Source organism: Nocardioides okcheonensis (assembly GCF_020991065.1).
Classification (GTDB): Bacteria; Actinomycetota; Actinomycetes; order Propionibacteriales; family Nocardioidaceae; genus Nocardioides; species Nocardioides okcheonensis.
Map to the genome: position 1 here is coordinate 4,168,698 of NZ_CP087710.1, position 26,147 is coordinate 4,194,844.

General features: G+C 72.8%; 27 protein-coding genes and 1 tRNA gene. 20 read left to right on the forward strand and 8 right to left on the reverse strand.

Annotation, left to right across the window (positions count from 1 at the left end):
* The first annotated feature begins 70 nt into the window (after positions 1-70).
* From glgP to LN652_RS20320, 3 genes are all read left to right on the forward strand, one after another.
* Positions 71-2,653, forward strand: a complete 2,583-nt coding sequence (gene glgP / locus LN652_RS20310) for an alpha-glucan family phosphorylase (RefSeq protein ID WP_230442391.1) — start codon at positions 71-73, stop codon at positions 2,651-2,653.
* Positions 2,654-2,802: 149 nt separating this feature from the next.
* Positions 2,803-3,135 carry a hypothetical protein gene (locus LN652_RS20315; protein WP_230442392.1) on the forward strand — a complete coding sequence of 111 codons (333 nt, stop codon included), beginning with the start codon at positions 2,803-2,805 and terminating at the stop codon, positions 3,133-3,135.
* A gap of 73 nt (positions 3,136-3,208) precedes the next feature.
* Complete coding sequence (locus LN652_RS20320) at positions 3,209-4,117, forward strand: helix-turn-helix domain-containing protein (protein WP_230442393.1); 909 nt, start codon at positions 3,209-3,211, stop codon at positions 4,115-4,117.
* A gap of 7 nt (positions 4,118-4,124) precedes the next feature.
* On the opposite strand, the gene LN652_RS20325 is transcribed toward LN652_RS20320, so the two are convergent.
* On the reverse strand, positions 4,125-4,490 hold the full coding sequence (locus tag LN652_RS20325; protein WP_230442394.1) for a hypothetical protein: 366 nt from the start codon (positions 4,488-4,490) through the stop codon (positions 4,125-4,127).
* A 49-nt stretch (positions 4,491-4,539) separates the two neighbouring features.
* On the opposite strand from LN652_RS20325, the gene LN652_RS20330 reads away from it, so the two are divergent.
* Positions 4,540-4,998 carry a MarR family winged helix-turn-helix transcriptional regulator gene (locus LN652_RS20330; RefSeq protein ID WP_230442395.1) on the forward strand — a complete coding sequence of 153 codons (459 nt, stop codon included), beginning with the start codon at positions 4,540-4,542 and terminating at the stop codon, positions 4,996-4,998.
* Between the two features lie 4 nt (positions 4,999-5,002).
* Here the strand turns inward: LN652_RS20330 and glgX are convergent, their stop codons facing one another.
* A complete protein-coding gene (glgX, locus tag LN652_RS20335) occupies positions 5,003-7,177 on the reverse strand; it encodes a glycogen debranching protein GlgX (RefSeq protein WP_230442396.1) in 2,175 nt (724 codons plus the stop codon).
* 105 nt (positions 7,178-7,282) lie between these two features.
* On the opposite strand from glgX, the gene LN652_RS20340 reads away from it, so the two are divergent.
* The 5 genes from LN652_RS20340 to LN652_RS20360 all read left to right on the forward strand — a co-directional run bounded on the left by LN652_RS20340 (position 7,283) and on the right by LN652_RS20360 (position 11,019).
* Complete coding sequence (locus LN652_RS20340) at positions 7,283-8,059, forward strand: enoyl-CoA hydratase/isomerase family protein (protein ID WP_230442397.1); 777 nt, start codon at positions 7,283-7,285, stop codon at positions 8,057-8,059.
* A gap of 45 nt (positions 8,060-8,104) precedes the next feature.
* Positions 8,105-8,404: a hypothetical protein gene (locus LN652_RS20345; protein WP_230442398.1), complete on the forward strand. Its 300-nt coding sequence runs from the start codon at positions 8,105-8,107 to the stop codon at positions 8,402-8,404.
* Between the two features lie 26 nt (positions 8,405-8,430).
* Positions 8,431-9,105 (forward strand): Ig-like domain-containing protein, encoded by a 675-nt coding sequence (locus LN652_RS20350; RefSeq protein ID WP_230442399.1) that lies wholly within the window; start codon positions 8,431-8,433, stop codon positions 9,103-9,105.
* Positions 9,106-9,265: 160 nt separating this feature from the next.
* On the forward strand, positions 9,266-10,051 hold the full coding sequence (locus tag LN652_RS20355) for an electron transfer flavoprotein subunit beta/FixA family protein (RefSeq protein WP_230442400.1): 786 nt from the start codon (positions 9,266-9,268) through the stop codon (positions 10,049-10,051).
* Between the two features lie 14 nt (positions 10,052-10,065).
* Complete coding sequence (locus LN652_RS20360; RefSeq protein WP_230442401.1) at positions 10,066-11,019, forward strand: electron transfer flavoprotein subunit alpha/FixB family protein; 954 nt, start codon at positions 10,066-10,068, stop codon at positions 11,017-11,019.
* Between the two features lie 101 nt (positions 11,020-11,120).
* On the opposite strand, the gene LN652_RS20365 is transcribed toward LN652_RS20360, so the two are convergent.
* On the reverse strand, positions 11,121-12,596 hold the full coding sequence (locus LN652_RS20365) for a lysyl oxidase family protein (RefSeq protein WP_230442402.1): 1,476 nt from the start codon (positions 12,594-12,596) through the stop codon (positions 11,121-11,123).
* Between the two features lie 56 nt (positions 12,597-12,652).
* Here LN652_RS20365 and LN652_RS20370 point away from each other — a divergent pair, with 56 nt between their 5' ends.
* From LN652_RS20370 to LN652_RS20410, 9 genes are all read left to right on the forward strand, one after another.
* The gene (locus LN652_RS20370; protein ID WP_230442403.1) at positions 12,653-13,915 is read left to right on the forward strand and encodes a glutamate-5-semialdehyde dehydrogenase; all 1,263 of its coding nucleotides are present in this window, start codon (positions 12,653-12,655) and stop codon (positions 13,913-13,915) included.
* A 29-nt stretch (positions 13,916-13,944) separates the two neighbouring features.
* The gene (locus LN652_RS20375; protein WP_230442404.1) at positions 13,945-14,097 is read left to right on the forward strand and encodes a hypothetical protein; all 153 of its coding nucleotides are present in this window, start codon (positions 13,945-13,947) and stop codon (positions 14,095-14,097) included.
* Positions 14,098-14,138: 41 nt separating this feature from the next.
* On the forward strand, positions 14,139-14,732 hold the full coding sequence (gene nadD, locus LN652_RS20380) for a nicotinate-nucleotide adenylyltransferase (RefSeq protein WP_230444783.1): 594 nt from the start codon (positions 14,139-14,141) through the stop codon (positions 14,730-14,732).
* Positions 14,729-15,088 carry a ribosome silencing factor gene (rsfS, locus tag LN652_RS20385; protein WP_230442405.1) on the forward strand — a complete coding sequence of 120 codons (360 nt, stop codon included), beginning with the start codon at positions 14,729-14,731 and terminating at the stop codon, positions 15,086-15,088. Before nadD ends, rsfS begins: the two co-directional genes overlap by 4 nt.
* A complete protein-coding gene (locus LN652_RS20390; protein WP_230442406.1) occupies positions 15,085-15,711 on the forward strand; it encodes a histidine phosphatase family protein in 627 nt (208 codons plus the stop codon). Before rsfS ends, LN652_RS20390 begins: the two co-directional genes overlap by 4 nt.
* Positions 15,708-16,178, forward strand: coding sequence for a DUF4112 domain-containing protein (locus LN652_RS20395; protein ID WP_230442407.1), 471 nt, complete (start codon positions 15,708-15,710; stop codon positions 16,176-16,178). The genes LN652_RS20390 and LN652_RS20395 overlap by 4 nt, the downstream gene beginning before the upstream one ends.
* Before the next feature lie 75 nt (positions 16,179-16,253).
* Positions 16,254-16,326: transfer RNA gene (locus tag LN652_RS20400), tRNA-Ala, on the forward strand.
* 116 nt (positions 16,327-16,442) lie between these two features.
* Entirely contained in the window at positions 16,443-17,699 is a 1,257-nt protein-coding gene (gene rocD, locus LN652_RS20405; protein ID WP_230442408.1) for an ornithine--oxo-acid transaminase, read from the forward strand.
* Positions 17,700-17,712: 13 nt separating this feature from the next.
* Complete coding sequence (locus LN652_RS20410) at positions 17,713-19,116, forward strand: DUF6226 family protein (RefSeq protein WP_230442409.1); 1,404 nt, start codon at positions 17,713-17,715, stop codon at positions 19,114-19,116.
* Here the strand turns inward: LN652_RS20410 and LN652_RS20415 are convergent.
* The 4 genes from LN652_RS20415 to LN652_RS20430 are packed head-to-tail and all read right to left on the reverse strand — an operon-like array spanning position 19,100 to position 21,968.
* Positions 19,100-19,381 (reverse strand): ankyrin repeat domain-containing protein, encoded by a 282-nt coding sequence (locus tag LN652_RS20415; protein ID WP_230442410.1) that lies wholly within the window; start codon positions 19,379-19,381, stop codon positions 19,100-19,102. The two genes, LN652_RS20410 and LN652_RS20415, sit on opposite strands and share 17 nt — an antisense overlap.
* A complete protein-coding gene (locus LN652_RS20420) occupies positions 19,381-20,142 on the reverse strand; it encodes an SDR family NAD(P)-dependent oxidoreductase (protein ID WP_230442411.1) in 762 nt (253 codons plus the stop codon). Before LN652_RS20420 ends, LN652_RS20415 begins: the two co-directional genes overlap by 1 nt.
* 9 nt (positions 20,143-20,151) lie before the next feature.
* Entirely contained in the window at positions 20,152-21,402 is a 1,251-nt protein-coding gene (locus LN652_RS20425) for an MFS transporter (protein WP_230442412.1), read from the reverse strand.
* Positions 21,399-21,968, reverse strand: a complete 570-nt coding sequence (locus tag LN652_RS20430; RefSeq protein ID WP_230442413.1) for an ArsR/SmtB family transcription factor — start codon at positions 21,966-21,968, stop codon at positions 21,399-21,401. Before LN652_RS20430 ends, LN652_RS20425 begins: the two co-directional genes overlap by 4 nt.
* Positions 21,969-22,224: 256 nt before the next feature.
* Here LN652_RS20430 and LN652_RS20435 point away from each other — a divergent pair, with 256 nt between their 5' ends.
* Positions 22,225-22,680: a DUF4870 domain-containing protein gene (locus LN652_RS20435; RefSeq protein ID WP_230442414.1), complete on the forward strand. Its 456-nt coding sequence runs from the start codon at positions 22,225-22,227 to the stop codon at positions 22,678-22,680.
* On the opposite strand, the gene LN652_RS20440 is transcribed toward LN652_RS20435, so the two are convergent.
* The gene (locus tag LN652_RS20440) at positions 22,658-23,449 is read right to left on the reverse strand and encodes a hypothetical protein (protein ID WP_230442415.1); all 792 of its coding nucleotides are present in this window, start codon (positions 23,447-23,449) and stop codon (positions 22,658-22,660) included. The genes LN652_RS20435 and LN652_RS20440 overlap by 23 nt on opposite strands.
* Positions 23,450-23,614: 165 nt before the next feature.
* Between LN652_RS20440 and leuS the strand changes: the two genes are divergently transcribed.
* Positions 23,615-26,113, forward strand: a complete 2,499-nt coding sequence (leuS, locus tag LN652_RS20445) for a leucine--tRNA ligase (protein ID WP_230442416.1) — start codon at positions 23,615-23,617, stop codon at positions 26,111-26,113.
* The last annotated feature ends 34 nt before the right edge of the window (positions 26,114-26,147 follow it).

Consider the following 26,147-nt stretch of genomic DNA (forward strand, 5'->3'; position numbering starts at 1 on the left):
AGCGGTGCGCCGTCCCGTCCCCGGGGGTGGGTCTTGGATCGATCCAAGAAATGCCCTAGCGTGCACGACCGTGCGAGCGATCCGACGATTCACCGTCCGTCCCGTCCTGCCCGAGCCGCTGGGGGCGCTGGCCGTGCTGGCCGGCAACCTGCGCTGGTCGTGGCACCCGCCGACCCAGGACGTCTTCGCGTCCGTCGACTCCGCGCTGTGGCGCGAGGTGGCCGGCGACCCCGTCCGCTTCCTGGGCGCCGTCGGCCGCGAGCGGCTCGACGAGCTCGTCGGGGACGCCGAGTTCCGCCAGCGCCTCGACGCCGCGCACGCCGACCTCGAGCGCTACCTCTCCGAGGACCGCTGGTACGCCCGGAAGGCCGGCGAGGACGCGCCCCGCGCGATCGCGTACTTCTCCTCCGAGTTCGGCATCACCTCGGTGCTGCCGCAGTACTCCGGCGGTCTCGGCATCCTCGCCGGCGACCACCTCAAGGCGTCGTCCGACCTCGGCATCCCGCTGGTCGGCGTCGGGCTGTTCTACCGCCACGGCTACTTCAAGCAGGCGCTCGACCGCGACGGGTGGCAGCAGGAGAGCTACCCCGTGCTGGACCCCGACGAGCTGCCGCTGAGCGTGCTCCGCGAGGCCGACGGCAGCCGCGCGACGATCTCCCTCGCGCTGCCCGACGGCGCCGACCTGGTGGCCCGGATCCTGGTCGCGCAGGTCGGCCGGGTGCCGCTGCTGCTCCTCGACACCGACATCGAGGAGAACAGCGCCCACTACCGCGACGTGACCGACCGCCTCTACGGCGGCAACTCCGAGCACCGGCTGCGCCAGGAGCTGCTGCTGGGCGTCGGCGGCGTGCGCGCCCTCCGGGCCTGGTCGCGGATCACCGGCGCCCCGGCCCCCGAGGTCTTCCACGCCAACGAGGGCCACGCCGGCTTCCTCGGGATCGAGCGGATCCGCGAGCTCACCGTCGCCGAGGACGGCCCGCACCTCGACTTCGACACCGCCCTCGAGGTCTCGCGGGCGGGCACCGTCTTCACCACCCACACCCCGGTGCCGGCCGGCATCGACCGCTTCCCGCGCGAGCTCGTGGAGCAGTACTTCGGCGGCAGCTCGCCGACGCCGGGCGTGCCGGTCGACCGGGTGCTGGCGCTGGGTGCCGAGGACTACGACGGCGGTGACGCCGGCGTCTTCAACATGGCCGTGATGGGCTTCCGGCTGGCGCAGCGCGCCAACGGCGTCTCCGAGCTGCACGGGCACGTGTCGCGCGGGATGTTCAACGGCCTGTGGCCCGCGTTCGACGAGGCCGAGGTGCCGATCACGTCGATCACCAACGGCGTGCACGGGCCCACCTGGATCGCCCGCGAGGTCATCGAGCTGGCCGCCAGCCGCGGCGGCGACATCGACGGCGACGACACCGACGCGCTGTGGCCGCTGGTCGACCAGATCTCCGACCGCGAGATCTGGGACCTCAAGCGCACCCTGCGCACCCGCTTCGTCGACGACGCCCGCGACCGGATGCGTCGCTCCGCGGCCAAGCGCGGCTTCGCCCCCGCCGAGACCACCTGGGTCGACGGCGCGCTCGACCCCGACGTGCTGACGATCGGCTTCGCGCGCCGCGTGCCGACCTACAAGCGGCTCACCCTGATGCTGCGCGACCCCGCGCGGCTCAAGAAGCTGCTGCTCGACCCAGAGCGCCCGATCCAGCTCGTCATCGCCGGCAAGGCCCACCCCGCCGACGAGACCGGCAAGCGCCTGATCCAGGAGATGGTGCGCTTCGCCGACGACCCGGAGATCCGCCACCGGATCGCGTTCCTGCCCAACTACGACATCGCGATGGCGCAGCCGCTCTACCCCGGTTGCGACGTGTGGCTCAACAACCCGCTGCGCCCCTACGAGGCCTGCGGCACCTCGGGCATGAAGGCCGCGCTCAACGGCGGCCTCAACCTGTCGATCCTCGACGGCTGGTGGGACGAGTGGTACGACGGCAACAACGGCTGGGCGATCCCGTCGGCCGACGGCATCGAGGACGCCGACCGGCGTGACGACCTCGAGGCCAACGCCCTCTACGACCTGCTCGAGGGCGAGGTCGTCCCGCGCTTCTACGAGACCAACGACGAGGGCGTCCCGCCGCGCTGGATCGAGATGGTGCGCCACACCCTCAAGTCGCTCGGCCCCAAGGTGCTCGCCACCCGCCAGGTCCGCGACTACGTCCGCGAGCTCTACGCCCCGGCGGCCCACACCGCGCGGGCGATCAACTCCGACTACGCCGGCGCCCGGAACCTCTCGGGCTGGAAGCAGACCGTCCGCGCCGCGTGGCCGGGCGTCCGGGTCGAGCACGTCGACTCCGAGGGCGTGGGCGACCAGGCCGAGGTCGGCGCCACCCTCGGCGTCCGCGCGTGGGTCGCGCTCGGCGGTCTCTCGCCCGCCGACGTCGAGGTCCAGGTCGTGCACGGCCGGATCGGCTCCGACGACGTGCTGACCGCGACGACGGTCTCGCCGATGCACGTGGTCGAGTCCTACGACGGCAACCGCCACCGCTTCGACACCGACGTGCGGCTCGCGCACTCGGGCCCGTTCGGCTACACGGTGCGTGTCGTGCCGCGCAACGCGGCCCTCGCGTCGGTCGCCGAGCTCGGGCTGGTGGCCGAGCCGGCCTGAGAGGCGGTTCTCGGCTCTTCAGCGATCCCCGGTCAGCCGGGGATCGCTGAACTTGTCAGGCCGTGCATGGCCTGACAAGTTCAGCGAGAGCCTGACAACCTCCGGGTGAATCGGTTGCCGGGCCGTACGACGGTGGCGAGGATGGCGCGGTGACCTCCCGCGTCCCCGCCCACCTGCTCGACCCCTTCCTCGCCGCCGCCGACGCCACGGCCGCCGAGCGGCCCGAGGTGGACCTCGAGGTCGCCCGCGAGCTGATGGCCGAGGCGGCCGGGATGCTCCACGACGGCCTCGTGCTCGACGACCTCGACGGGCACGACCTGCCCCTGGTCGTGGCGGCGCTCGCCTCGGACCTGGTCGCGCCCGACCCCGGAGCGGCGATGCGCGCCCGCGAGGCCGCGGTGGCCGCCGACGAGGGCCGGTTCCACGACCCCGACCTGGTGCGCGGGGCGTACCTGGTCGCGATCAGCACGCTGCGGCTCTGAGGCGACCGGTCGTGACGGGGGAGTGCGCAAGCACGATCAAGCGCCGGCGCGCGCCGGTCGTGAGGCTGGGGGCATGACGACAGCGGCGGACACCTTCGCGGAGTTCCTCGCCACCCTGGCCGAGACCCTCGACCTGGGCAGCGAGGAGCGGTCGCGGCGGCTCCACCTCTCGCGCCACCACCTCGACCGGGTCGTCTCGGCGACCGGGGGCGAGTCGCCGGAGCGGATGCGCCGGCGGCTGCTGCTCGAGCGGGCGGCCTACGAGCTGGCCACCACCGACCGGCCGGTGCTCGACGTGGCGCTCGGGGCGGGCTTCGGCTCGCACGAGGCGTTCACGCGGGCGTTCGCCCGGGCGTACGGCAGCGCGCCCAGCCGTTGGCGTCAGGCACCGACCGGCACCCGGATCCCGGGTGCCAGCGAGGTGCACTTCCACCCGCCGGGCGGCCTGCGGCTGCCCACTGCACGAAAGGTGTCCGCCATGGACCTGATGACCCGGATGATCGAGCACCACCTCTGGCTGACCGGCGAGATGCTGGACCGCGCCGCCCGGCTGAGCGACGAGCAGCTCGACGCCCCGATCGAGGTGCCGATCGGCACCATCGACGACGACATGACGATCCGCTCGGTGCTCGGCCGGATCGTCGGCCAGCTCGCGCAGTGGAACGCCGCGGTCGACCAGCGGCGCTACGACTGGGACCAGGAGCGCGGCAAGTCCGTGACCACCCTGCGCCGCGAGCTCGCCGCGGAGGGACCGGCCTTCCTGTCCCAGGTGCGGACGACGGTGGAGGAGGGGCGTCTCGACGACACCTTCCTCGACGTCACCTGCGAGCCGCCGCGGGTCTTCTCCTACGGCGGCATGGTGGCGCACGTGCTGACCTTCGCCGCCGTGCGCCGCCTGGTCGTGCTGGGGGCCTACGAGACCCTCGGGATCACCGACCTCGACGCGGGCGACCCCGCCGAGTGGGTCGCGCAGCCGGTCTGAGGGCCGCTCAGCGGATCAGCCAGAGCCCGATCGCGGTCGGGACCAGGCCCAGCAGCAGCCACGGCGAGACCAGCCGGCGGCCGTGGATGCCGAGCCCGGTGGCGACGGCGAGGACCCCGACGACGCCGGCCATCACGGAGAGCCCGACCTGCGAGGACCACGGCTTCTCGTCGAGCATCACCGAGGCCACGACGAGGCCGCCGGACAGGTGCAGGATCGTGGTGACGGCGATCGTCGACATCACCCACCGCTGGACGCGGGCCAGGTCGCGGTCCTCCGCGGACGGGTCGCCCACGACGCGGCGGGGCGCGTCGAGGTCGAGCAGGTGGCCGCGACCCTTCTCGGTGCGGCGGGCGGGGACGCTGCTGGCCATGGCGGACCGTCCAATTCTTTGCTGTGACAACTGTTGTTAGGCTAACGGAATGTCCGCGCCGACCCAAGACGACGACCCGCTCGCCCTGGAGCGCCAGGTCTGCTTCGCGCTGGCCGTCGCCAGCCGGACCGTGGTGTCGGTCTACCGCCCGGTCCTCGAGCCGCTCGGCCTCACCCACCCGCAGTACCTCGTGATGCTCGCGCTCTGGGGCCACGAGCCCCTGTCGCTGAGCGGGCTCGGGCGCCAGCTCGACCTCGACCCGGGCACGCTGTCGCGCCTGGTCAAGCGGCTCGAGGCGGCCGGCCTGGTGACCCGCGACCGCGACCCGGACGACGAGCGCAGCCTCGCCGTCGCCCTCACGCCGCGTGGGCGCGCGCTGCGCGGGCAGGCGCTCGCGGTGCCCGGCACGGTGGTGGAGCGGCTCGGCATCGACGTCGACGAGCTCATGGAGCTGCGCGACCGGCTGGCGACGGTGATCGACGCCGCCAAGGCGGCCCAGCCGGCCTGACGGGTCAGGTCTGGCGGAGCACGAGGACCGAACGGGCCTGGAGGGGCAGCGTGCCGCCGGCGACCACGGGGGTGCCGAGCGCGACGGCGTCGTTGGTCGACAGCACGACCTCGCCGGTGTGCACCCACTGGTTGGCGGGGAGCGCCAGCTCGACGTCGTCCACCCCGGAGTTGAGCCAGATCATGAACGAGCGGTCGCGGACCTGCTCGCCGCGCGGGCCGGGGGAGCGCAGCGGGGCGCCGTTGAGGAACATCCCGACGGTGCGGCAGGCGTCGTCGTTCCAGTCGTCGGTCGACATCTCGCGCCCGCTGGGGTGCACCCACACCAGGTCCTTGATCCCGCCCCGGATCGTGGGCCGGCCCTCGAACCAGTGCCGCTGCCGCAGCACCGGGTGCTCGCGCCGCAGCCGCAGCGCGGCCTTGGTGACCTCGTAGACGTCGAGCCACGCGTCGTCGGGGCGCCAGTCGATCCACGACGTCTCGTTGTCCTGGCCGTAGGCGTTGTTGTTGCCGCCCTGCGTGCGCCCGCGCTCGTCGCCGGCGGTCAGCATCGGCACGCCGCTGGAGAAGCACAGCGTCGCCATCAGGTTGGCCGCCTGGCGCCGGCGCAGCGCGAGGATCGACGGGTCGTCGGTCTCGCCCTCCACGCCGCAGTTCCACGACCGGTTGTTGTCGGTGCCGTCGCGGTTGTCCTCGCCGTTGGCCTCGTTGTGCTTGTGGTCGTAGGAGACCAGGTCGCGCACGGTGAAGCCGTCGTGGGCGGTGACGAAGTTGACCGAGGCGTAGGGCGAGCGGCCGTCGTCGGCGTAGAGGTCGCTCGACCCGGCCAGCCGGGTCGCGACCGTGCGGACGCCGGCGGAGTGGCCGCGCCAGAAGTCGCGGACGGTGTCGCGGAACTGGTCGTTCCACTCGATCCACGGCGGCGGGAACTGGCCGACGCGGTAGCCGTCCATCGAGGCGTCCCACGGCTCGGCGATCAGCTTCACGTGCCGGAGCACCGGGTCCTGGCCGATGGCGGTTATCAGGTGGCTGCCCATGTCGACCACCTGGTCGGTGCGGGTCAGCGCGCTCATCAGGTCGAAGCGGAAGCCGTCGACGTGCATCTCGGTGACCCAGTAGCGCAGCGAGTCGAGGATCATCCGCAGGCTCTGGGTGTGGGTGGCGTCGACGGTGTTGCCGCAGCCGGTGACGTCCCAGTACGTGTCGGGCGGCGGCGGCCCGTCGGGGTCGGGGACGGCGACCACGCGCTGGTAGTAGCCGAGGTCGTCGAGGCCACGGAAGCTGAGCGTCGGGCCGAGCGGGCCGGCCTCCGCGGTGTGGTTGTAGACCACGTCGAGGATCACCTCCAGCCCGGCCGCGTGGAGGTCCTTGACCATCTGCTTGAACTCCGACACCTGCTGGCCCCGGTCGCCGGAGGCGGCGTAGGCGTTGTGCGGGGCGAAGAAGCACAGCGAGTTGTAGCCCCAGTAGTTGACCAGGCCGCGCTCGGCGAGCATGGGCTCGGAGAAGAACTGGTGCACCGGCAGCAGCTCGACGGCGGTGACGCCGAGGTCGCGCAGGTAGTCGGTGACGGCGGGCGTCGCCAGCCCGGCGTAGGTCCCGCGGAGCTCCTCGGGCACCCGGTCGTGCAGCGCGGTCATCCCCTTGACGTGCATCTCGTAGATGACGGTGTCGCGCCAGCGGCGTCGCGGCGAGGTGTCGGCGCCCCACTGGAAGTCGTCGTAGACCACGACGCTGCGCGGCACGTACGGCGCGGAGTCGAGGTCGCTGGCGGTGGCGGGGTCGCCCGGGGCGTAGCCGAAGATCGCGTCGTCCACCGTGAGGTCGCCGGCCACGGCCTTGCCGTAGGGGTCGAGCAGCAGCTTCGCCGGGTTGAACCGCAGCCCGGCGTCGGGGTCCCACGGGCCGTCGGCGCGGTAGCCGTAGCAGGTGCCGGGGCGCACGCCGGGGATCGCGCCGTGCCACACGCCCAGGGAGTGCTCGGTGAGGCGGTGCCGGACCTCGGTGCCGTCGTCGTCGAACAGGCACACCCAGAGCTGGGTCGCGGCCGGGGCGTAGACGGCGAAGTTGGTCGACTCCGAGGACCACGTCGCGCCGAGCGGGTAGTTGCGGCCGGGCCAGACCGACATGGTCTCGCCGTCGTGGTTCCAGACGGCGGGCGTCGCGGGGGGCGGTGTCACGCGGGCCATTGTCGCGGAGTCGGCGCCACACGGCACAATGCCCCATCACGATCCGGCAACACCGCTCACGGGAGGCGGGACCGGCACCGACGAAGGGGAGCAACCATGGAGTTCGTCTCGATCGACGTGACCGACGGGGTCGCCGTGCTGCGGCTCGACCGCCCGAAGATGAACGCGATCAGCATCCAGGTGCAGGCCGACCTGCGCGAGGCGGCCGCCGAGCTGACGATGCGCGACGACGTCCGCGCGGTCGTGGTGTGGGGAGGCGAGCGCGTCTTCGCCGCCGGCAACGACGTCAAGGAGATGGCCGACCTGTCCTACTCCGACATGGTGAAGGTCTCGGCGTCGGTGAGCTCCGCGACCACCGCGATCGCCCGGATCCCCAAGCCCGTGGTGGCGGCGGTCAACGGCTACGCCCTCGGCGGCGGTTGCGAGCTCGCCCTGGCCGCGGACCTGCGCTTCGCCGCCGAGGACGCGGTGCTCGGCCAGCCCGAGGTCCTGCTCGGGATCATCCCCGGCGCCGGTGGCACCCAGCGGCTCGCCCGCCTGGTCGGCACGTCGCGCGCGAAGGACATCATCTTCACCGGCCGCTTCGTGAAGGCCGACGAGGCGCTGCGCATCGGCATGGTCGACCGAGTCGTCCCGGCCGACAAGGTGCTCGAGGAGTCCGTGGCGTGGGCGTCGCAGTTCAGCGGAGCCGCCGCGCTCGCGATCCGGGCCGCCAAGGAGTGCATCGACCGCGGCAGCGAGGTCGACCTCGACACGGGCCTGGAGATCGAGCGCCAGCAGTTCGCCGGGGTCTTCGCGACCGAGGACCGTACCCGCGGCATCACCTCGTTCGTTGAGAACGGGCCCGGCAAGGCAACATTCGTCGGGCGTTGACCGGTCCCGGCGCCTGCCGGACCCGAACCTGAAGGAGATCTGACCGTGACGAAGCTCCGCTCGGGCCTGGCCCAGCTGATCTGGCTGGTCGCCGCGCTCTGCGCCCTGGTCCTGGCCGTCGGCGCCCTGCTGGTCGCCCTCGACGCCAACCGGTCCAACGAGCTGGTCCACTTCGTCCTGCGTGCCGCGGACACCGTCGACCTGGGCGTCTTCTCCCGCGTCGACGGCATCAAGCAGTTCCGCGGCGAGGGCGCCGACGTGAAGAACGCGCTCTTCAACTGGGGCCTGGGCGCGATCGCGTGGCTCGTCGCGGGCCGGATCCTCGATCGCATCGTCAAGCCCTGACGCGTCGCCTAGGATCGTCGACGGGGGTGAGGCAGGTGTCTCGTACGGCGACGCTCGGCGCCGCGCTGCTGCTCGGCGTGGCGAGCCTGGCCGTCGCGCCCGCGCAGGCCGCGACTGCCGCCCCCTCGACCACCACGCTCACGCTGAGCACGACCGCGTCGGCCTTCGGCCAGACCGTCACCGCGAGCGCGGCCGTCGCGACCTCGCCGGGCCCGGCGGAGGGCGACGTCGTCTTCGCGGTCGACGGGCTGGCCTACAAGGCCAACCTCGGCGGGAGCGGCACCGCGACCCTCGTCCTGCCCCGCGCCGGGGTCGGCCAGCACGCGGTGACCGCGACCTTCGTCCCCGCCGACGCGCTGCAGCAGCAGGGGAGCGCCTCCGCCGCCCTGCCGTGGGCGGTGGCGCCGGCGCGCACCCGCCTGCAGGCCCGCGCGGTCGGCAAGGGGCTGCGCATCCCGACCTACCTGGCGATCACCGTGTCCGGCGACTTCGGCACCACCCCGCGCGGCGAGGTCGGCGTCGGGCTGCGTCGCGCCGGGAGGCGGGTCGACAGCGCGACCGCGACGCTCACCGGGACGGTGCTGCGGGTGGGGTTCGGCCGACTGCCCCGCGGGCGCTACCGCGCGGTGGTCCGCTACCGCGGCGACGCCTCGCACCTCCCCGCGCAGCGCGTGGTGCGGTTCCGGGTGCGCCAGCGCTGAGCGACCGACCGCGGGGTCCCGCGACCGTGACAGTTCCACTGTGAGAGAACCCACGCCGATCACCATTCCGGTCCGGGGGCGCTGACTTGTAGCCTCCAGAGCACATCCGAGTGCACAGGAGGGGCCGCGAGGCCACACCACCATGAACATTGTTGTCTGTGTGAAGTACGTGCCGGACGCGACGGCCGACCGCAAGTTCGAGGACGACTACACCGTCGACCGCGTCGGCGTCGACGGCCTGTTGTCCGAGCTGGACGAGTACGCCGTGGAGCAGGCGCTGCAGTTCCGCGAGAAGCGCGAGGGTGAGGAGATCACCGTCACCGCGCTGACCGTGGGGCCGGAGAAGGCCGTCGACGCGGTGCGCAAGGCGCTGCAGATGGGTGCCGACCAGGCCGTCCACGTCGTCGACGACGCGATCGCCGGTTCGGACTACCTCGGCACCTCGCTGGTGCTGGCCAAGGCGATCGAGAAGATCAAGGAGACCGCGGGCTCGGTCGACCTGGTCGTGTGCGGCATGGCCTCGACGGATGCGTCGGGCTCGGTCGTGCCGGCGATGCTCGCCGAGCGCCTCGGCCTCCCGCAGGTCACCCTCGCCTCCGTGGTGGAGTCGCAGGGCGACCAGGTCCGGATCAAGCGCGACAACGAGGGCTCGACCGAGGTGATCGGTGCGACGCTGCCGATCGTGCTGTCGGTGACCGACCAGTCGGGCGAGGCCCGCTACCCGTCGTTCAAGGGCATCATGGCGGCGAAGAAGAAGCCGCTGGAGACCTACGCGCTCTCCGACCTCGGCCTCGCCGCCGACCAGGTCGGCCTGTCGGTCGCCTACACCCAGGTCGAGGACACCACCGCCCGCCCGCCGCGCACGGCCGGCGAGGTCGTCACCGACGAGGACGGCTCGGGCGCCACCGCGCTGGTCGACTTCCTCGCGTCCAAGAAGTTCATCTGAGGAGCTGCGTAGACATGTCTGAGGTTCTTGTCGTCATCGACCACGCCGAGGGCGAGGTCAAGAAGCCGACCTACGAGCTGCTGACCATCGCGCGCCGCCTCGGCGAGCCGTCCGCGGTGTTCTTCGGCTCGCCCGCCCAGGGCGACGCGGTCGCAGAGAAGGTCAAGAAGTACGGCGCCGCGAAGGTCTACGTCGTCGACGACGCCCCGATCAAGGGCTTCCTCGTCGCGCCGAAGGCCGAGGCGCTCCAGCAGCTCGCGGAGAAGACCAGCCCGGCGGCGATCCTGCTGCCGTCGACCTTCGAGAACAAGGAGGTCGCCGGTCGCCTGGCGGTCAAGCTCGGGTCGGGCCTGATCACCGACGCCGTCGACGTGCAGGAGGGTGGCGTCACCACCCAGTCGGTCTTCGCCGGCAACTACACCGTCCAGGCCAAGGTCACCACCGGCACGCCGATCATCACGGTCAAGCCGAACTCCGCCGCGCCGGAGGAGGCCGAGGGTGCTGCCACGGTCGAGGCGTTCGCCGCGACCGTGTCCGACGCGGCCCGCGGTGCGCAGGTCGTGGCGACCCAGCCGCGCCAGTCGACCGGTCGCCCGGAGCTGACCGAGGCCGCGATCGTGGTCTCCGGTGGTCGCGGCACCGGCGGCGACTTCGCGCCGGTCGAGGGCTTTGCCGACTCCCTGGGTGCGGCCGTCGGCGCGTCGCGCGCGGCGGTCGACTCCGGCTGGATGCCGCACGCCTTCCAGGTCGGCCAGACCGGCAAGACGGTCTCGCCGCAGCTCTACGTCGCCAACGGCATCTCGGGTGCGATCCAGCACCGTGCCGGCATGCAGACGTCGAAGACCATCGTCGCGGTCAACAAGGACCCCGAGGCGCCGATCTTCGAGCTCGTCGACTTCGGCGTCGTCGGCGACCTGCACGCCGTGCTGCCCGCCGCGACCGAGAAGGTCAACGAGCGCAAGGGCTGAGCCCGCCCGCACGCCGCGACGCCCCGCCACCCGTGAGGGAGGCGGGGCGTCGTGCGTCCACCGGCGCTCAGGCGCTCAGCGCGCCCGGCGGTCGTCGCACGTCAGTAGATCTCCGGGTCGACGATGTCGCCCAGCGGTGCCACCTTCACCCAGCGGTCGGCGCCCGTGCCGCCGATGCGGATCCGCCGGTCCGCCACGTTGTTGGTGGTGTCGGACTCGGTGAGGTTGCGCTCGGGGTTGCCCTCGACGCGGATGTAGTAGACGCCGTTGGGGAGGCCGTCGATCCGGAAGGCCTGGCCGGCGCGGTACTGCGCGTAGGTGTCGCCGGAGCCGGCCGCGAGGACCTCGCGGATCGACAGGGCGCCCTCGCTGCCGCACGCGGTGGCCAGGTCGGTGTTCTCGGGCTGCCAGTCGGCGCCGGGCACGGTGTAGTCGACCGCGTCGGTGTTGGCCAGGCAGAAGGACTGCTTGCGCGACTTCTTCACGTACGCCTTGTCGGCGTCGAGCAGGTCGTAGCGCGCGAAGTCCTCGAAGTGCCAGTGGTTGTGGTTGGCGTGGTGGAACTCCATGGTCCCGACCTGCTGGTAGCCGGTCTGGGTGCCGGCGGCGTCGAAGAAGTACTGGTAGGCGTCCATCACCTCGCCGCCGGGACGACGGAACCCGTCGATGACGAGCGGGCTGTTGCCGGCGTTCCACACCGTCGCGGAGAACCGCAGCGCGGTGCCCTTGTTGTTGAGCGCGATGCCGAACGCGGGGAGCGAGCGCAGGTCGGGCACCGGCCCGGCCACGCGCCCGTTCGAGGCCGCGACGGGCCGGGGGCCGGGGGCCGCGTCGGGTCCGTCGGCGGCACGCCCGGTGGCGCCCGGGTGCGGGCGGCGGCACTCGTGGCACTCGGCGCTGACGGTCATCCGGGTCGTCGCGGTCGCGGTGTCGGCGGTGAGGCCGAACGCCGGCCAGAACCGCTTGGCGACCCGGGTCTCCACGACGTACGTCCCGTCGGGCAGCCGGAAGGGGCGCAGGCCGCTGGACTCGAAGACGTTGGCGGCCCACCCCTTCTGGATGCCCATCACGGAGCCGACGGTGTAGGGGTTCCACGGGCAGTACCGCGGGTACGGCGAGGTGGGCGCCGCGTCCGGCTGGACCCGCTCGCCGGTGGCGGACAGGCACGCGTCGATCGAGCGGTGCACGAGCTTCTTGCTGCTGCCTGCCTTGCGCACGTCCATCACGATGAAGCCGGACAGGCCGCTGAAGTCGTCCATCGCGCCCGCCGGGAGCGCGGTCGTCCCGCTGGGCGTGCGGACCTCGGAGACGATCGGCTGGTCGTAGGACGCGCGGTGCGACCACACCTCCACGTTGGACTGGGGGGCGATCATGCGCACGCCGATGTCGGCCCAGACGCGGCCGCCGTCACCGTAGGCCTCGACCGCGTCGGGGGCGTAGAGCCGGAGGACCGCACCTGCTCCGGCGCGCGCGGACGGCGCGTCGGCAGTGGCGGTCGTGGGGACGGTGGCCGCGGCGAGACCGGCGGCAGCGACCCCGAGGCAGGCGAGGGTCGACAGGAGGGTGCGAGGTGCCATGACTGATGGACGCCGCAGGGCCCCGATTGGTTGCCCCGACACCTAGGGTTCTTCCCGTGACCCCCTCCACCACCGCCGAGGACGGCGTCCGCGAGGTCGCGGTGCGCGCCCGCGAGGCGAGCCACGTGCTCGCCACCGCCACCCGTTCGCGCAAGGACGCGGCGCTGCACGCGATGGCCGCCGCGGTCCTCGACGCGGCGCCCGCCGTGCTCGCCGCCAACGCCGAGGACGTGGCGCGAGCCGAGGCCTCCGGCACGCCGGGCAACATCGTCGACCGGCTGCGGCTCGACGACGACCGGCTCGCCGCGATGGCCCAGGGCCTGCGCGACGTGGCCGGGCTGCCCGACCCGGTCGGCGAGGTGGTGCGCGGCAGCACGCTGGCCAACGGCCTGGAGATGCGGCAGGTGCGGGTCCCGTTCGGGGTGGTGGCGATGGTCTACGAGGCGCGCCCCAACGTCACGGTCGACGCGGCCGGGATCTGCCTCAAGTCCGGCAACGCCGTCCTGCTGCGCGGGTCGTCGAACGCCCGGTCCAGCAACGCCGCCCTCGTCGAGGCGATGCGCGGCGCGGTGACCGCGGCCGGACTGCCCGCCGACGTGGTCCAGCTGGTGCCGGGGGAGTCGCGCGACAGCGTCACGGCGCTGATGCGGGCGCGGGGCCTGGTCGACGTGCTGATCCCGCGCGGCGGCGCCGGGCTGATCCGCAGCGTCGTCGAGGGCTCGACGGTGCCGGTCATCGAGACCGGGGTCGGCAACTGCCACGTCTACGTCGACGCGTCCGCCGACCTCGACCAGGCCCTCGCGATCGTGCTCAACGCCAAGACCCAGCGCACCAGCGTCTGCAACGCCGCCGAGTCGCTGCTGGTGCACCGCGACGTCGCCGACGCGTTCGTGCCGCGGGTCGTCGCGGCGCTGCAGGACGCCGGCGTGCTGGTGCACGGCGACCCGGTGTTCGCGGCCCGGGACGGGGTGGTTCCGGCGACCGACGAGGACCACGCGGCCGAGTTCCTCGCCCTCGAGATCTCCGCGGCGGTCGTCGACGACGTCGAGGCGGCCATCGCCCACGTCCGCCGCTTCTCCTCCGGCCACACCGAGGCGATCGTGGCGCGGGACCAGGCGACCATCCGGCGCTTCGTCGCGGCGGTCGACTCCGCGGCGGTGCTGGTCAACGCGTCCACGCGGTTCACCGACGGAGGCGAGCTGGGCTTCGGCGCCGAGATCGGCATCTCCACCCAGAAGCTGCACGCGCGCGGTCCGATGGGCCTGCCCGAGATGACCTCGACCAAGTACGTCGTCGTGGGCGACGGCCACGTGCGCTGACCCGCGGGGGCAGGCGATAGGATCGCGCCATGCTGAGCACCGTCACCACGCTTGCCGCCGAGTCCGCCGAGCACGGCGACCCCCTGGTCCACCCCTACGTCGTGGGGGCGATCGCGCTGGCGCTGCTGCTCGCCCTGCTGCTGGCCGTGGTGTCCTTCGGCGGCGGGCGCGAGCACAGCTGAGCGACGTGCTCGACCAGCAGGCGACGCGCCGCGTCGGGGTGATGGGCGGCACCTTCGACCCCATCCACCACGGCCACCTGGTGGCCGCCTCCGAGGTCCAGTCGTGGTTCGACCTCGACGAGGTCGTCTTCGTCCCCACCGGTGACCCCTGGCAGAAGAGCGAGCGCGACGTCACCGCGGCCGAGCACCGCTACCTCATGACGGTGGTGGCGACCGCGGCCAACCCGCGCTTCAACGTCTCCCGGGTCGACATCGACCGGACCGGGCGGACCTACACGATCGACACCCTGCGCGACCTGCGCACCGAGATGCCCGACGCGGAGTTGTTCTTCATCACCGGGGCCGACGCGCTCGCCGACATCTTCACCTGGCGCGACGCCGAGGAGCTCTTCGAGCTCGCCAACTTCGTCGGCTGCACGCGGCCCGGCTACACGATGGACCCCGCGACGCTCGCCAAGATCCCGTCCGACCGGGTCACGATGGTCGAGATCCCGGCGCTGGCGATCTCCTCCACCGACTGCCGCGACCGCAAGCGCCGCGGCGAGCCCGTCTGGTACCTCGTCCCCGACGGTGTGGTCCAGTACATCGCCAAGCACGACCTCTACACCTCTCCCAGCAGCAAGGACCCCGCATGACTGCCACCGACCACGCCCTCGACCTCGTCGCCGTCGCCGCCCAGGCGGCGCACGACAAGAAGGCCGACCAGGTCCTGGCGTTCGACGTCAGCGACCAGCTCGCCATCACCGACGCCTTCCTGCTGGCCAGCGCCAGCAACGAGCGGGCCGTCGGCGCGATCGTCGACGAGGTCGAGGACAAGCTCCGCGAGGCCGGCGCCAAGCCGATCCGGCGCGAGGGGCACAAGGAGGGGCGCTGGGTGCTGCTCGACTACGGCGACATCGTCGTGCACGTCCAGCACGAGGAGGAGCGCTCGTTCTACGCCCTCGAGCGACTGTGGGCCGACTGCCCGGTCATCCCGCTCACCCTGACGTGAGGCGGATCGTCCTCCTGCGCCACGGTCGCACCGCCTGGAACGACTCGGGGCGGGCGCAGGGGCACGCCGACGTGCCGCTCGACGACGTCGGCGCCGCGCAGGCCAAGGCCGTGGCGCCGGTCCTCGCCGCGATGCGCCCGGTCTCGCTGTGGTCCTCCGACCTCGCCCGCGCAGCCGCCACGGCGGCCGCCGTGGGCGCCGAGTGCGGCCTCGAGCCCGTCCTCGACGCGCGGCTGCGCGAGTTCGACATCGGTCCGAACCGCGTGGGCCTGACCTCCGAGCAGTACGCCGCCGCGCACCCGGGCGAGCACGCCGACCTGCTCGCGGGCAACATCGACGCGATCCCCGGCCGCGAGACCCGCGACGACGTGCTGGGTCGCTTCCTGCCCGCGCTCACGGCGTACGCCGAGGGCCTCGGCGACGGCGAGACCGGTGTACTGGTCTCCCACGGCGCCGCGCTGCGCGTGGTCGTGCCGGCGTTCCTCGGCTGGGGCGACGAGCCGGGGGAGAGCCTCGGGGTGCTCGCCAACTGCGGCTGGATCGAGCTGACCCACTCCGCGTCGGTCTGGACCGGCGGCGAGGCACGCTGGCGGCTGGACGCCTGGAACCGGGTGGCCCCGTGACCGACCGCGCGCGCGAGGTCGACGTCGCAGCCAGCCGTCGGCTCGCGCGGGTGATGGACGACGCCGTCACCGTCCCCGGCACGAAGATCGGGATCGGCGCGGACGCCCTGCTCGGCCTGGTCCCGGGCATCGGCGACGCGCTCGGCAGCGCGCTCTCCGGGATCATCGTCCGCGACGCGATCCGCGCCCGGGTCCCGGTGGTGGTGCTGGCGCGGATGGGCCTCAACCTGCTGGTCGACGCCGTGCTGGGCCTCGTCCCCGGCATCGGGGACCTCCTCGACGTCGCCCACCGGGCGAACCGCAAGAACCTCCGCCTGCTGCTGCGCGAGGTCGAGCGGGAGCCGCTGCGCGAGCCTCCCTCGGCCGCCTACGTCGCCGGGGCGGTGGCCCTCATGCTGGTCCCGGTCGTGGCCGGCGTGGTCGCCATGGTGGTCGGGATCTGGCTGCTGTGGCGGCTGCTCACCTAGACCGACCCCCGGATTTCACCTCGCCGCCGGTGTCGGCTAATGTTCTCCGCGTTGCCCCTCGCGGGCGGCGAAGTTGGGGCTGTGGCGCAGCTGGTAGCGCATCTGCATGGCATGCAGAGGGTCAGGGGTTCGAGTCCCCTCAGCTCCACCGACACCAGGAAGCCCGGCGCCGAGCGCCGGGCTTCCTGCGTTTCCCGGCGCCGTCGGCCCGGGGCACCGGTCGTCGACTCGGCCAATTCGTGACGCCGGTGGCACCATGTGCCCATGACCGCGTCTGACCTCTCCACCAGCACCACCGCCGAGGGCGTCTCGGAGCGCACGGCCGCCCACATCGACGCCACCGAGCGCCACGCCGCGCACAACTACCACCCGCTCCCGGTCGTGCTCGCGCGCGGCGAGGGCGCCTGGGTGGTCGACGTCGACGGCAAGCGCTACCTCGACTGCCTCGCGGGCTACTCCGCGCTCAACTTCGGGCACTCCAACGAGCGCCTCGTCGCCGTGGCGCGTGAGCAGCTCGGCACGCTCACGCTGACCAGCCGCGCGTTCTTCAACGACAAGCTCAGCGGCTTCGCCGAGGCGCTGACCCGCCTGACCGGCAAGGACATGATCCTGCCGATGAACTCCGGCGCCGAGGCCGTCGAGACGGCGATCAAGGTGAGCCGCAAGTGGGGCTACGAGGTGAAGGGCGTGCCGGCCGGGCAGGCCACGATCATCACCATGGAGGGCAACTTCCACGGCCGCACCACCACGATCGTGAGCTTCTCCGACGACGACGTCGCGACCTCGGGCTACGCGCCGTTCACCACCGGCTTCCGCAGCGCGAAGTACGGCGACATCGAGGCGATCGCCGCGGCGATCGACGAGACCACGGTCGGCGTGCTCTTCGAGCCGATCCAGGGCGAGGGCGGCGTGGTCATGCCGCCCGAGGGCTTCCTGACCCGGCTCCGCGAGCTCTGCACCGAGCGCAACGTGCTGATGATCGCCGACGAGATCCAGTCCGGCCTGGCCCGCTCGGGCAAGACCTTCGCCTGCGACCACGAGGGCGTCGTCCCCGACATCTACATCATGGGCAAGGCGCTCGGCGGCGGCATCTACCCCGTCTCCGCCATCGCCGCCGACCGCGACGTCATGGACGTCATCACCCCCGGCTCGCACGGCTCGACGTTCGGCGGCAACCCGCTGGCCGCGGCCATCGGCACCGAGGTCGTCGCGATGCTCGAGGAGGGCACCTTCCAGGCCCGCTCCGCCGAGATCGGCGAGCAGCTCACGGCCGGCTTCGGGCCGCTGGTGGGCCAGGGCCTGTCCGACGTCCGGGTGCGCGGCGCCTGGGCCGGCATCGACATCGACCCGAGCCTGATGACCGGTCGCCAGATGTCCGAGGCGCTCATGGCGCGCGGCATCCTCGCCAAGGACACCCACGGCTCGACCGTCCGCTTCGCCCCGCCGCTGGTCGCCAGCGACGAGGACGTCGCCGTGCTGGTCACCGCGGTCACCGAGATCCTCGCCGCCGCCCGCGCCTGAGGCGGGACCGGTCGTGGCAGCCCGCTTCGACCACCTGGTCGTCGCCGTCGAGGACCTCGACGAGGCGGCGGCCCGGTGGTCCGCGGCCGGGCTGCGCGCCGGGCGTGGGGGAGCGCACCCCGTCGGCACGGAGAACGTGCTGGTGCGGGGTCCCGGTCGGGCCTACGTCGAGCTGATCGCGGCCGGCCGCGACGAGCACAACCCGTGGCTCGACCGCGTCCGTGGGGCGCGCGGGCCGATCTCGTGGGCGGTCGCCGTCGACGACGTCGAGGCCGCGCGCACGACGCTGGCGGCCGCCGGCTTCGAGCCGGGTCCGGCCGTGCCGGGATCGCGGCGCACCCCGGACGGTGACGTCGTCGAGTGGGTGGTGTGCGACATCGGTTCCCAGCCCTACGACTGGACCCTCCCGTTCCTCATCCAGTGGACGACCCCGATGCCGCCCGGCCCTGCGGACGGACCGGTGGTCGAGTGGCTGGGGCTCACCCCGCCCGACCCCGACCGGGTCGCCGACCTGCTGCTCGCGCTCGGGTTCGCGCCGAGCGCGCACTGGCCACGCCGGGTGCTCCACGACGGTGCGGGCCTCCAGGTCACGCTGTCACCGGTCGGCGAGCCGGTCGACGTCCCGGGCGGCGCCGTCGTCCTCGTCGGCGCGGAGGCCGAGCCTCCCCGCGACGAGCCGCTCGCCTCGCTCACCCTCGCCGTCCCGTCCGGTGACCTCGCCGGGCACCTGCTCGACGGGGTCGCGGTGTCGACGCGGTCCGACCGCCGCCGCTTCCCCGCCGCCTCCCTGCTCCCGGCCGTCGACGAGGCCTTCGCCCGGATGCGCGGCGACCTTGCCGACTGGCCGAACCCGCACCCGGTCGGGGTCCCACCGGCGGAGGAGGAGTACTCCCGCCGCGACCGCCCGGAGCGCTACCGCCTGCTCGCCGCGCGGACCGACGCCTGGGTCGACGCGGTCGTCGGCGCGGGCCTCGGCACGGCCGAGCGGGTCGACCCGGGCGCGGTGGCGTGGGTGGACCCGTCGCCCCTGCCCGCCAGTCGCACGACGGTCCTGCGCGGTCGCCCGGGCACGCTCGCGGTGGTGGTCGCGCTGCTCGACGACGAGACGTTCGTCCGGGTGGGTGTGGGCGAGCCCGTCGAGGTGCTCGACCTCCAGCCCGACTGCGGCTGCGACGCCTGCGACACCGGGTCGGCCGACCTGCTCGAGGCCGTCGACGCGGCGTTCCTGCTGGCCCTGTCGGGTGGCGTCCACGTGGTGCGCGCCGGCGACCGGGTGGTGCGTCGCTCGCTCGACGGCTGGAGCGGCACGGGCTCCTTCGGGCTCGACGAGGCGGAGCGCTGGCTCGCCGAGGCGGCCGACGGACGGCGTACGGACGGCGTCGTCGCGGGCGAGCCCTGGCTCAGCCGAGCCGACTGACGACCCGCGCGAGTCCGGCCGAGCGGGCGGCCTCGAGCGGCGTCGTCCCCTCCAGCGGCGACCTGAGGTCGGGTGCGGCGCCCCGGTCGAGGAGCAGCAGCGCGACGTCCTCGCGACCGTCCTCGATGGCGGCGACGAGCGCGGTGGACTGCAGCTCGGGGTGGACGAAGTCGACGTCGACGCCCGCGTCGAGGTGGTGCTCGACGAGCGCGACGTCACCCGCGCAGGCGGCGGCGAAGAACGCCTTGTAGTCGCCGTGCGACATCAGCCGATGGTCAGGCCGCCGTCGACCGGGATCATCTGGCCGGTGACGTAGCCCGCGGCGTCGGAGGCCAGCCACACGGCGGTCGCGGCGAGCTCGTGCGGGTCGCCCTTGCGCCCCGCCGGCACCCGCTGGAGCGCGAGGTCGAGGTAGCCCTCGGGGTAGGTCTCGGTCATCTCGGAGGTGAAGAAACCGGGCGCGAGGGCGTTGACCCGGATGCCCTTGCGACCGGTCCACTGCTGCGCGAGGTCGCGGGTGAGGCCGCCGAGGCCGGCCTTGGAGGCGGAGTACGCCGCCTGCGGCAGGCCGCCGGTCGTGATCCCGAGGATCGAGGAGATGTTGATGATGCTCGACCCGGGCTGCATGACCCGGCCGCACGCCTGCGCCATCCAGTAGCAGCCGTTGAGGTTGACGTCGATCACCGAGCGGAACTGCTCCGGGGTCTCGCGGGTGGCCGGGACGGCGGTGCCGACGCCGGCGTTGTTGACCAGCACGTCGACCCGGCCGAACTTCTCCATCGCGGCGTCGACGAGCCGCTGGCACTGCTCGGGGTCGGCCACGTCGGTCTCGACGGTGAGCACGCGGCGACCCGTCGAGCGCACCGACTCGGCGACCCGCTCGAGCTTGTCGGCGCGACGGGCACCGAGCACGACGTCGGCCCCCGCCTCGGCGAAGACGTGCGCGAAGGCGACGCCCAGCCCGCTGGAGGCGCCGGTGACGATGACGACCTTGTCGTCGAGGCGGAACAGGTCCATGACTCCCATGGCGGGACCCTACGGCGTGGCGGTCGTCACCGACGGCGCCGGGGTGGTCGGGGCGCGCGGGAGGTCGCGCACCGCCCGCGAGCAGAGGACCAGGGCGCAGATTGCGACGTACGCGATGCCGGACGCGACCAGCACCCGCTCGTTGCCGAACGCGAGGCCGAGCGGTCCCCACGCGAGCTGGCCGACCGGCATCGCGACGAACGAGCCGAGCATGTCGTAGGAGTAGGCGCGGCTGAGCATGTCGTCGTCGATGTTCTCCTGCATGGCGAGCGCCCATCCCATCGAGAACACCTCGATCCCCATCCCGCCGACGAAGGCCGCGGCGACGAGCGCGACGACGACCGGCTCGACACCGAGCATCAGCATCGGCAGCGCCATCGTCGCGATGGAGGCCATGCCCCACAGCAGCGGCCGCTCGAGCCGGAACCGCAGCAGGACCACCGCCATCACGAGCAGGCCGGCCGCCTCCGCGGAGAGCACGAAGCCCCAGGCCTGGCGCCCGATCGTGTCCTCGGCGACGACCGGGCCCAGGGTGAGCAGCGCCCCGTTGTGGATCATGTTGAGCCCGCCGAAGCCCAGGACGACCACCCACAGCCACGTGACGCTGCGGAAGAACGTCCAGCCCTCGCGCAGGTCGGCCCACGTCGAGGACGCCTCGGCGCGCGCCGGTCGCGGCGGGATCCGCACCGGCGCGAGCAGGACGGCGGCCACGGCCCAGGTCAGCGCGTCGACGGCCAGCGCCCAGCCCGGGCCGGAGGTGACGACGATGAACGCGCCGAGCGACGGCCCGAGGACGGTGAGCCCGTTGCGGGTCAGGGACAGCAGGGCGTTGGCCTGCTGGAGCGACTCGCGCGGCACCAGCTGCGGCACGAGGCCCGCCATCGCGGGCATCGACATCGCCGACACGGCACCGTGCACGGCGCTCAGCACGATGATCATCCAGAGCTCGGCGCGGTCGGTGAGCACGAGGAACGCGATGGTGCCCTGCGACAGCGCGGAGAGCACGTTGGAGACCTGCAGCACCACGGCGCGCGGGAACCGGTCGGAGATCACCCCGCCCCAGAGCAGCAGCAGGATCATCGGCACCGTGTGCGCGGCGAGGACCTGCCCGATCGCGATGGCCCGGCCGTCGATGTCGAGCACTGCGAAGGTCAGCGCGATGTTGGCCATCATCGCGCCGAGGGTGTTGACCAGGCGCGAGGAGAAGTACCACGCGAAGTTCCGCTCGGCGAGCGGCGCGAGCGACGCCTTCCAGCTCATCGCGGGCCCTCCGTCCGAGGGACCCAGCGGGTCTCCTCGCCGCCGAGCCCGCCGGCCATCGTGAAGGCGTTGCTCGTGGCGGAGACGTGCACCGTGTCGGGGGTCCCGGCCGGCCGGGCCTCGGCGTGCAGCAGGACGGACGCCTCGTGGAGCAGGTCGAGGACCTCGTGCCACACGGCGACCGGCACCCACGTCTCGAGGTCGCTGGAGGAGCCCGCGCCGGGCGCCGCGTCCAGCAGGCGCCGCTCCACCTCCAGCCCGGTGGCGCGGGCGTAGGCCACCCGGTCGTCGATCGCGTGGGAGCGGTCGGCGACCGCGCGCGAGGCGTCGTAGCGGTAGCGCTTGGCCAACCCGCCGCGGACCCTCTCCTCGCTCTCCACCACCAGCTCGCCGCTGTCGTGCAGCTGGCGCAGGTGGTAGGACGCGTTGGCGTGGGTGAGGTCGAGGGCGCGCGCCACCTCGGCGGCGCTCATCGCCTCCGCCGTCAGCAGCGAGAGGATCCGCAGCCGCACGGGGTGTGCGATCGCGCGCAGCCGCGCCACCGTCTCGGTGTCGGTCTCGTCCACGGCCCCACCCTCCATGAGTTGTTGGGGAGTGAGTCTGGGGGATGCCGCGCCGACTGTCAAACACCTCTTGGGGAGTCGTTCCGCCCGGTAGTCCAGTGAGGGATGGTCGTCGTGACGGCATCCGGGCAGCCAACCCTCACTGGACTACCCTGACCCGACCCTGAACGCACCCCGGGAACCGGTGAAAACGGCCCGCGGACGTGGTTGGCTGGAGGCATCCACCACCCGGGCGACCGGGCCCACCGAGGAGCGAGAGATGTCCGAGCAGTACCCGCAGCAGCCCTACGGCCAGCAGCCGCACGGCCAGCCGTCGTACGGCCCGCCGCAGCCGCCGATGTCGCCGCAGGACGAGCGCACCTGGGGCATGCTGAGCCACGCCGGAGCCGTCGTGGCGATGCTCTTCTCCGCCGGGTTCCTGGGCTTCGTGGCCTCGGTCGCGGTCTACATGATCCACAAGGACCGCGGTCCGTTCGTGCGCTCGCACGCCGCGAACTCGATCAACGTCCAGATCTCGATGTTCGTCTGGCTCGTCGTGGCCGGCGTGCTCTACGTGATCCTCGGCCTCGTCACGCTCGGCATCGGCTTCGTGTTCTTCCTGCCGATCTTCGCCGTGCCGTTCGTCATCGCCGGCATCCTGCACGTCATCGGCGCGGTCAAGGCCTACAACGGCGAGTGGTGGAACCCGCCGCTCACCCCGCAGATCGTCCGCTGACCGGCGCGACGCCCAGCTCGGCCAGCACCTCGTCCTGCCAGGCGAACGCCGCTCGCGCCCGGGCGGCGAGGTCCGGCCCGGGCAGCAGCGCCTCGACCCGCTCGGCCGTGCCGGGCGGCAGGTCGGTGCGCAGGTAGCGCAGCCCGAAGTCGTGGCGGGCCGGGCAGTGCCGGACCCGCAGCAGCATCACCAGCGGCTCGACGGCGAAGCGCAGGTGGAACCAGGTTGCCTCGGCGAGGTCGCCGCGCGCGATCGCCCGCTGCACCAGCCAGGCGCCGGTCTCGCGACGTGCCGCAGCCTGCTCCACCGCGCGGGCGCGCTGCTCGGCCATCGGCTCCTCGGCGTCGTGCTCGAGGACCAGCAGCCCGTCCGGGTCGTGCAGGACGAGCGGCGTGCCGTGCCGACGCACGTCGATCGTCAGCCGCTCGGGCAGCGCGTCGACGTAGAGGTCGACGAGCCGGGTCGGGCGGGACAGGTCGGCCGCGTCGGGCTGGAGGTGGACGAAACCCTGCGCGGCGGTCGGCCACCGGTCGGCGCCCACGCGCCACACGTGGTCGACGTCGAAGCGCTCGTGGACCAGCGCCATCGTGGCGTCGTACGTCGCGGGGGCGGGCGCGTCGCACCACACCTGCACGTCGAGGTCGGAGTGCTCGTCGTAGCCGCCGGTGACGGCCGAGCCGCTGACCACCACCACGCGCACCTGCGGGACCTGTGCGGGCAGGCCGCGCAGGAAGTCGAGCCAGTCGTCGTACCTGCCGAGGTCGGTCACCGGGGCAGTATCGCGCGGCGAGGGGCTACCATGGGCACGTGCCGTCGCAGATCCTGCTCCTTCGACAGCCGCGCTGACCCACCGTCCAGGCAGTCATCGCGGCCACCCCTCCATGCGTGAGGGGTTTTTTCATGTCGGCAGCAGGACCCACCAGGAGCGAGAGAGATGAACCCCGAGCAGACCACCACCGAGTCCAGCCACGGCGAGACGACCTACGACATCGCGGCCACGGAGACCAAGTGGCAGCGGGTGTGGGAGGAGCTGGACCCCTTCCGCGCCGACGACGACAGCCCGCGCGAGAAGCGCTACGCGCTGACGATGTTCCCCTACCCGAGCGGCGACCTGCACATGGGCCACGCCGAGGTCTTCGCCCTGCACGACGTCGTCGCGCGCTACTGGTGGCAGCGCGGCTACGAGGTGCTGAACCCGATGGGCTTCGACTCCTTCGGGCTGCCGGCCGAGAACGCGGCGATCCGCAACGACGAGCACCCCGACACCTACACGCGCGCCAACATCGCGAAGTCGATCGAGTCGTGCCGCAGGTACGCCGCGTCGTTCGACTGGTCGCGGACGTTCAACACCTCCGACCCGGACTACTACCGCTGGACCCAGTGGTTGTTCCTGAAGTTCCACGAGCGCGGCCTGGCCTACCGCAAGAACAGCCCGGTCAACTGGTGCCCGCAGGACCAGACGGTGCTGGCCAACGAGCAGGTCGTGGGCGGGCAGTGCGAGCGGTGCGGGGCGGAGGTGACCAAGAAGGAGCTGACCCAGTGGTACTTCAAGATCACCGACTACGCCCAGGAGCTGCTGGACGGCCTGGACGAGCTGGAGCAGACCTGGCCGGACCGCGTCGTCACCGCGCAGCGCAACTGGATCGGCCGCTCCGAGGGCGCCCACGTCACCTTCACGCTGGCCACGGCGGGCGGTGAGCGCGACGTCGAGGTCTACACGACCCGACCGGACACGCTGTACGGCGCCACGTTCATGGTGGTCGCCGCCGACGCCGCGCTGGCCGCCGAGATCGTGCACCCCGACCGCGCGCAGGCGCTGGAGGACTACCTGGTCGAGGTCCGCAAGGCCTCCGACATCGACCGGCTGGCCACCGACCGCCCGAAGACCGGCGTCGACCTGGGCATCACCGCGACCAACCCGGTCTCCGGCGAGCAGGTCCCGGTCTGGGCGAGCGACTACGTCCTGGCCGACTACGGCACCGGCGCGATCATGGCGGTGCCCGCCCACGACCAGCGCGACCTGGACTTCGCCCGCGCCATGGGCCTGCCGGTGCGCCGCGTCATCGACGTGGCCGGCGCCGACGACCCGGAGGAGAGCGGCGTCGCGACCTCGGGCGACGGGACGTACGTCAACAGCGGTCCGCTGGACGGGCTGTCGGACAAGGCGTCGGGCATCCACTCGATCATCGAGCGACTGGAGGCCGAGGGCCGCGGGTCCGGCGCGGTCAACTACCGCCTGCGCGACTGGCTGCTGAGCCGCCAGCGCTACTGGGGTGCGCCGATCCCGATCGTGCACTGCCCCGAGCACGGCGAGGTGCCGGTGCCCGAGGACCAGCTGCCGGTGACCCTGCCGATGCTGCGGGGCGCGGACCTGAAGCCCCAGGGCACCTCGCCGCTGGGCGGGGCGACCGACTGGGTGAACACGACCTGCCCGACCTGCGGCGGTCCCGCGACCCGGGACACCGACACCATGGACACCTTCGTGGACTCGTCCTGGTACATGTTCCGCTACTGCTCCCCGCACGAGGCCGACGCGCCCTTCGACAGCGCGAAGGTCAACGCCTGGATGCCGACCAACCTGTACGTCGGTGGGGTGGAGCACGCCGTGCTGCACCTGCTGTACGGCCGGTTCTTCACGAAGGTCCTGAACGACATGGGTCTGGTCGACTTCCGCGAGCCGTGGTCGGCCCAGCTGAACCAGGGCTTCGTGATCAACCAGGGCAAGAAGATGAGCAAGTCCCTGGGCAACGGCGTCAACCTGGGGGAGCAGCTGGCCGCCTTCGGCGTCGACGCCGTGCGCCTGACCCTGGTCTTCGCCGGCCCGCCGGAGGACGACATCGACTGGGCCAACATGTCGCCCGACGGCTCGCTGCGCTTCCTGCAGCGCGCGTGGCGGCTGTCCGGCGACGTCACCTCGGAGCCGGGCGTCGACGTCGCCGCCGGCGACCAGGCGCTGCGGCGGGTGACCGCCCGCACGGTGCACGACGCGGCCGGGCTGGTCGAGACGTACCGCTTCAACGTGATGGTCGCCCGGGTGATGGAGCTGGTCAACGCGACCCGCAAGGCCATCGACTCCGGCTGCGGGCCCGCCGACCCGGCGGTCCGCGAGGCGGCGGAGGCGGTGACGATCCTGCTGTCGCTGGTCGCGCCCTACACGGCCGAGGAGATGTGGGAGCGGCTGGGGCACGAGCCCACCGTGGCCCGCGTCGGCTGGCCGGTCGTCGACGAGGCGCTGCTGGTCGAGGACACCGTCACCGCGGTCGTGCAGGTCAAGGGCAAGGTGAAGGGCCGCCTGGAGGTCTCCCCGGACATCTCCGAGGCCGACCTGGAGGCGCTGGCGCTGGCCGACCCGGGCGTGCAGCGCGCGATCGACGGGGCGCAGGTGCGCAAGGTCGTCGTGCGCGCGCCCAAGCTGGTCAACATCGTCGTCTGACGTCCGAGCAGACGCACGACAGCGGCCCCGGGGC

What these genes read in the sequence shown, in the direction of transcription:
- LN652_RS20320 (WP_230442393.1), top strand. Translation starts at nt 3,209, where the DNA reads ATGACGACAGCGGCGGACACCTTCGCGGAGTTCCTCGCCACCCTGGCC.
- LN652_RS20425 (WP_230442412.1), bottom strand. Translation starts at nt 21,402, where the DNA reads ATGAGCTGGAAGGCGTCGCTCGCGCCGCTCGCCGAGCGGAACTTCGCG.
- nadD (WP_230444783.1), top strand. Translation starts at nt 14,139, where the DNA reads ATGGGCGGCACCTTCGACCCCATCCACCACGGCCACCTGGTGGCCGCC.
- LN652_RS20420 (WP_230442411.1), bottom strand. Translation starts at nt 20,142, where the DNA reads ATGGGAGTCATGGACCTGTTCCGCCTCGACGACAAGGTCGTCATCGTC.
- rocD (WP_230442408.1), top strand. Translation starts at nt 16,443, where the DNA reads ATGACCGCGTCTGACCTCTCCACCAGCACCACCGCCGAGGGCGTCTCG.
- leuS (WP_230442416.1), top strand. Translation starts at nt 23,615, where the DNA reads ATGAACCCCGAGCAGACCACCACCGAGTCCAGCCACGGCGAGACGACC.
- LN652_RS20330 (WP_230442395.1), top strand. Translation starts at nt 4,540, where the DNA reads ATGTCCGCGCCGACCCAAGACGACGACCCGCTCGCCCTGGAGCGCCAG.
- LN652_RS20340 (WP_230442397.1), top strand. Translation starts at nt 7,283, where the DNA reads ATGGAGTTCGTCTCGATCGACGTGACCGACGGGGTCGCCGTGCTGCGG.
- LN652_RS20325 (WP_230442394.1), bottom strand. Translation starts at nt 4,490, where the DNA reads ATGGCCAGCAGCGTCCCCGCCCGCCGCACCGAGAAGGGTCGCGGCCAC.
- LN652_RS20435 (WP_230442414.1), top strand. Translation starts at nt 22,225, where the DNA reads ATGTCCGAGCAGTACCCGCAGCAGCCCTACGGCCAGCAGCCGCACGGC.
- LN652_RS20375 (WP_230442404.1), top strand. Translation starts at nt 13,945, where the DNA reads ATGCTGAGCACCGTCACCACGCTTGCCGCCGAGTCCGCCGAGCACGGC.
- LN652_RS20360 (WP_230442401.1), top strand. Translation starts at nt 10,066, where the DNA reads ATGTCTGAGGTTCTTGTCGTCATCGACCACGCCGAGGGCGAGGTCAAG.
- LN652_RS20415 (WP_230442410.1), bottom strand. Translation starts at nt 19,381, where the DNA reads ATGTCGCACGGCGACTACAAGGCGTTCTTCGCCGCCGCCTGCGCGGGT.
- LN652_RS20365 (WP_230442402.1), bottom strand. Translation starts at nt 12,596, where the DNA reads ATGGCACCTCGCACCCTCCTGTCGACCCTCGCCTGCCTCGGGGTCGCT.
- rsfS (WP_230442405.1), top strand. Translation starts at nt 14,729, where the DNA reads ATGACTGCCACCGACCACGCCCTCGACCTCGTCGCCGTCGCCGCCCAG.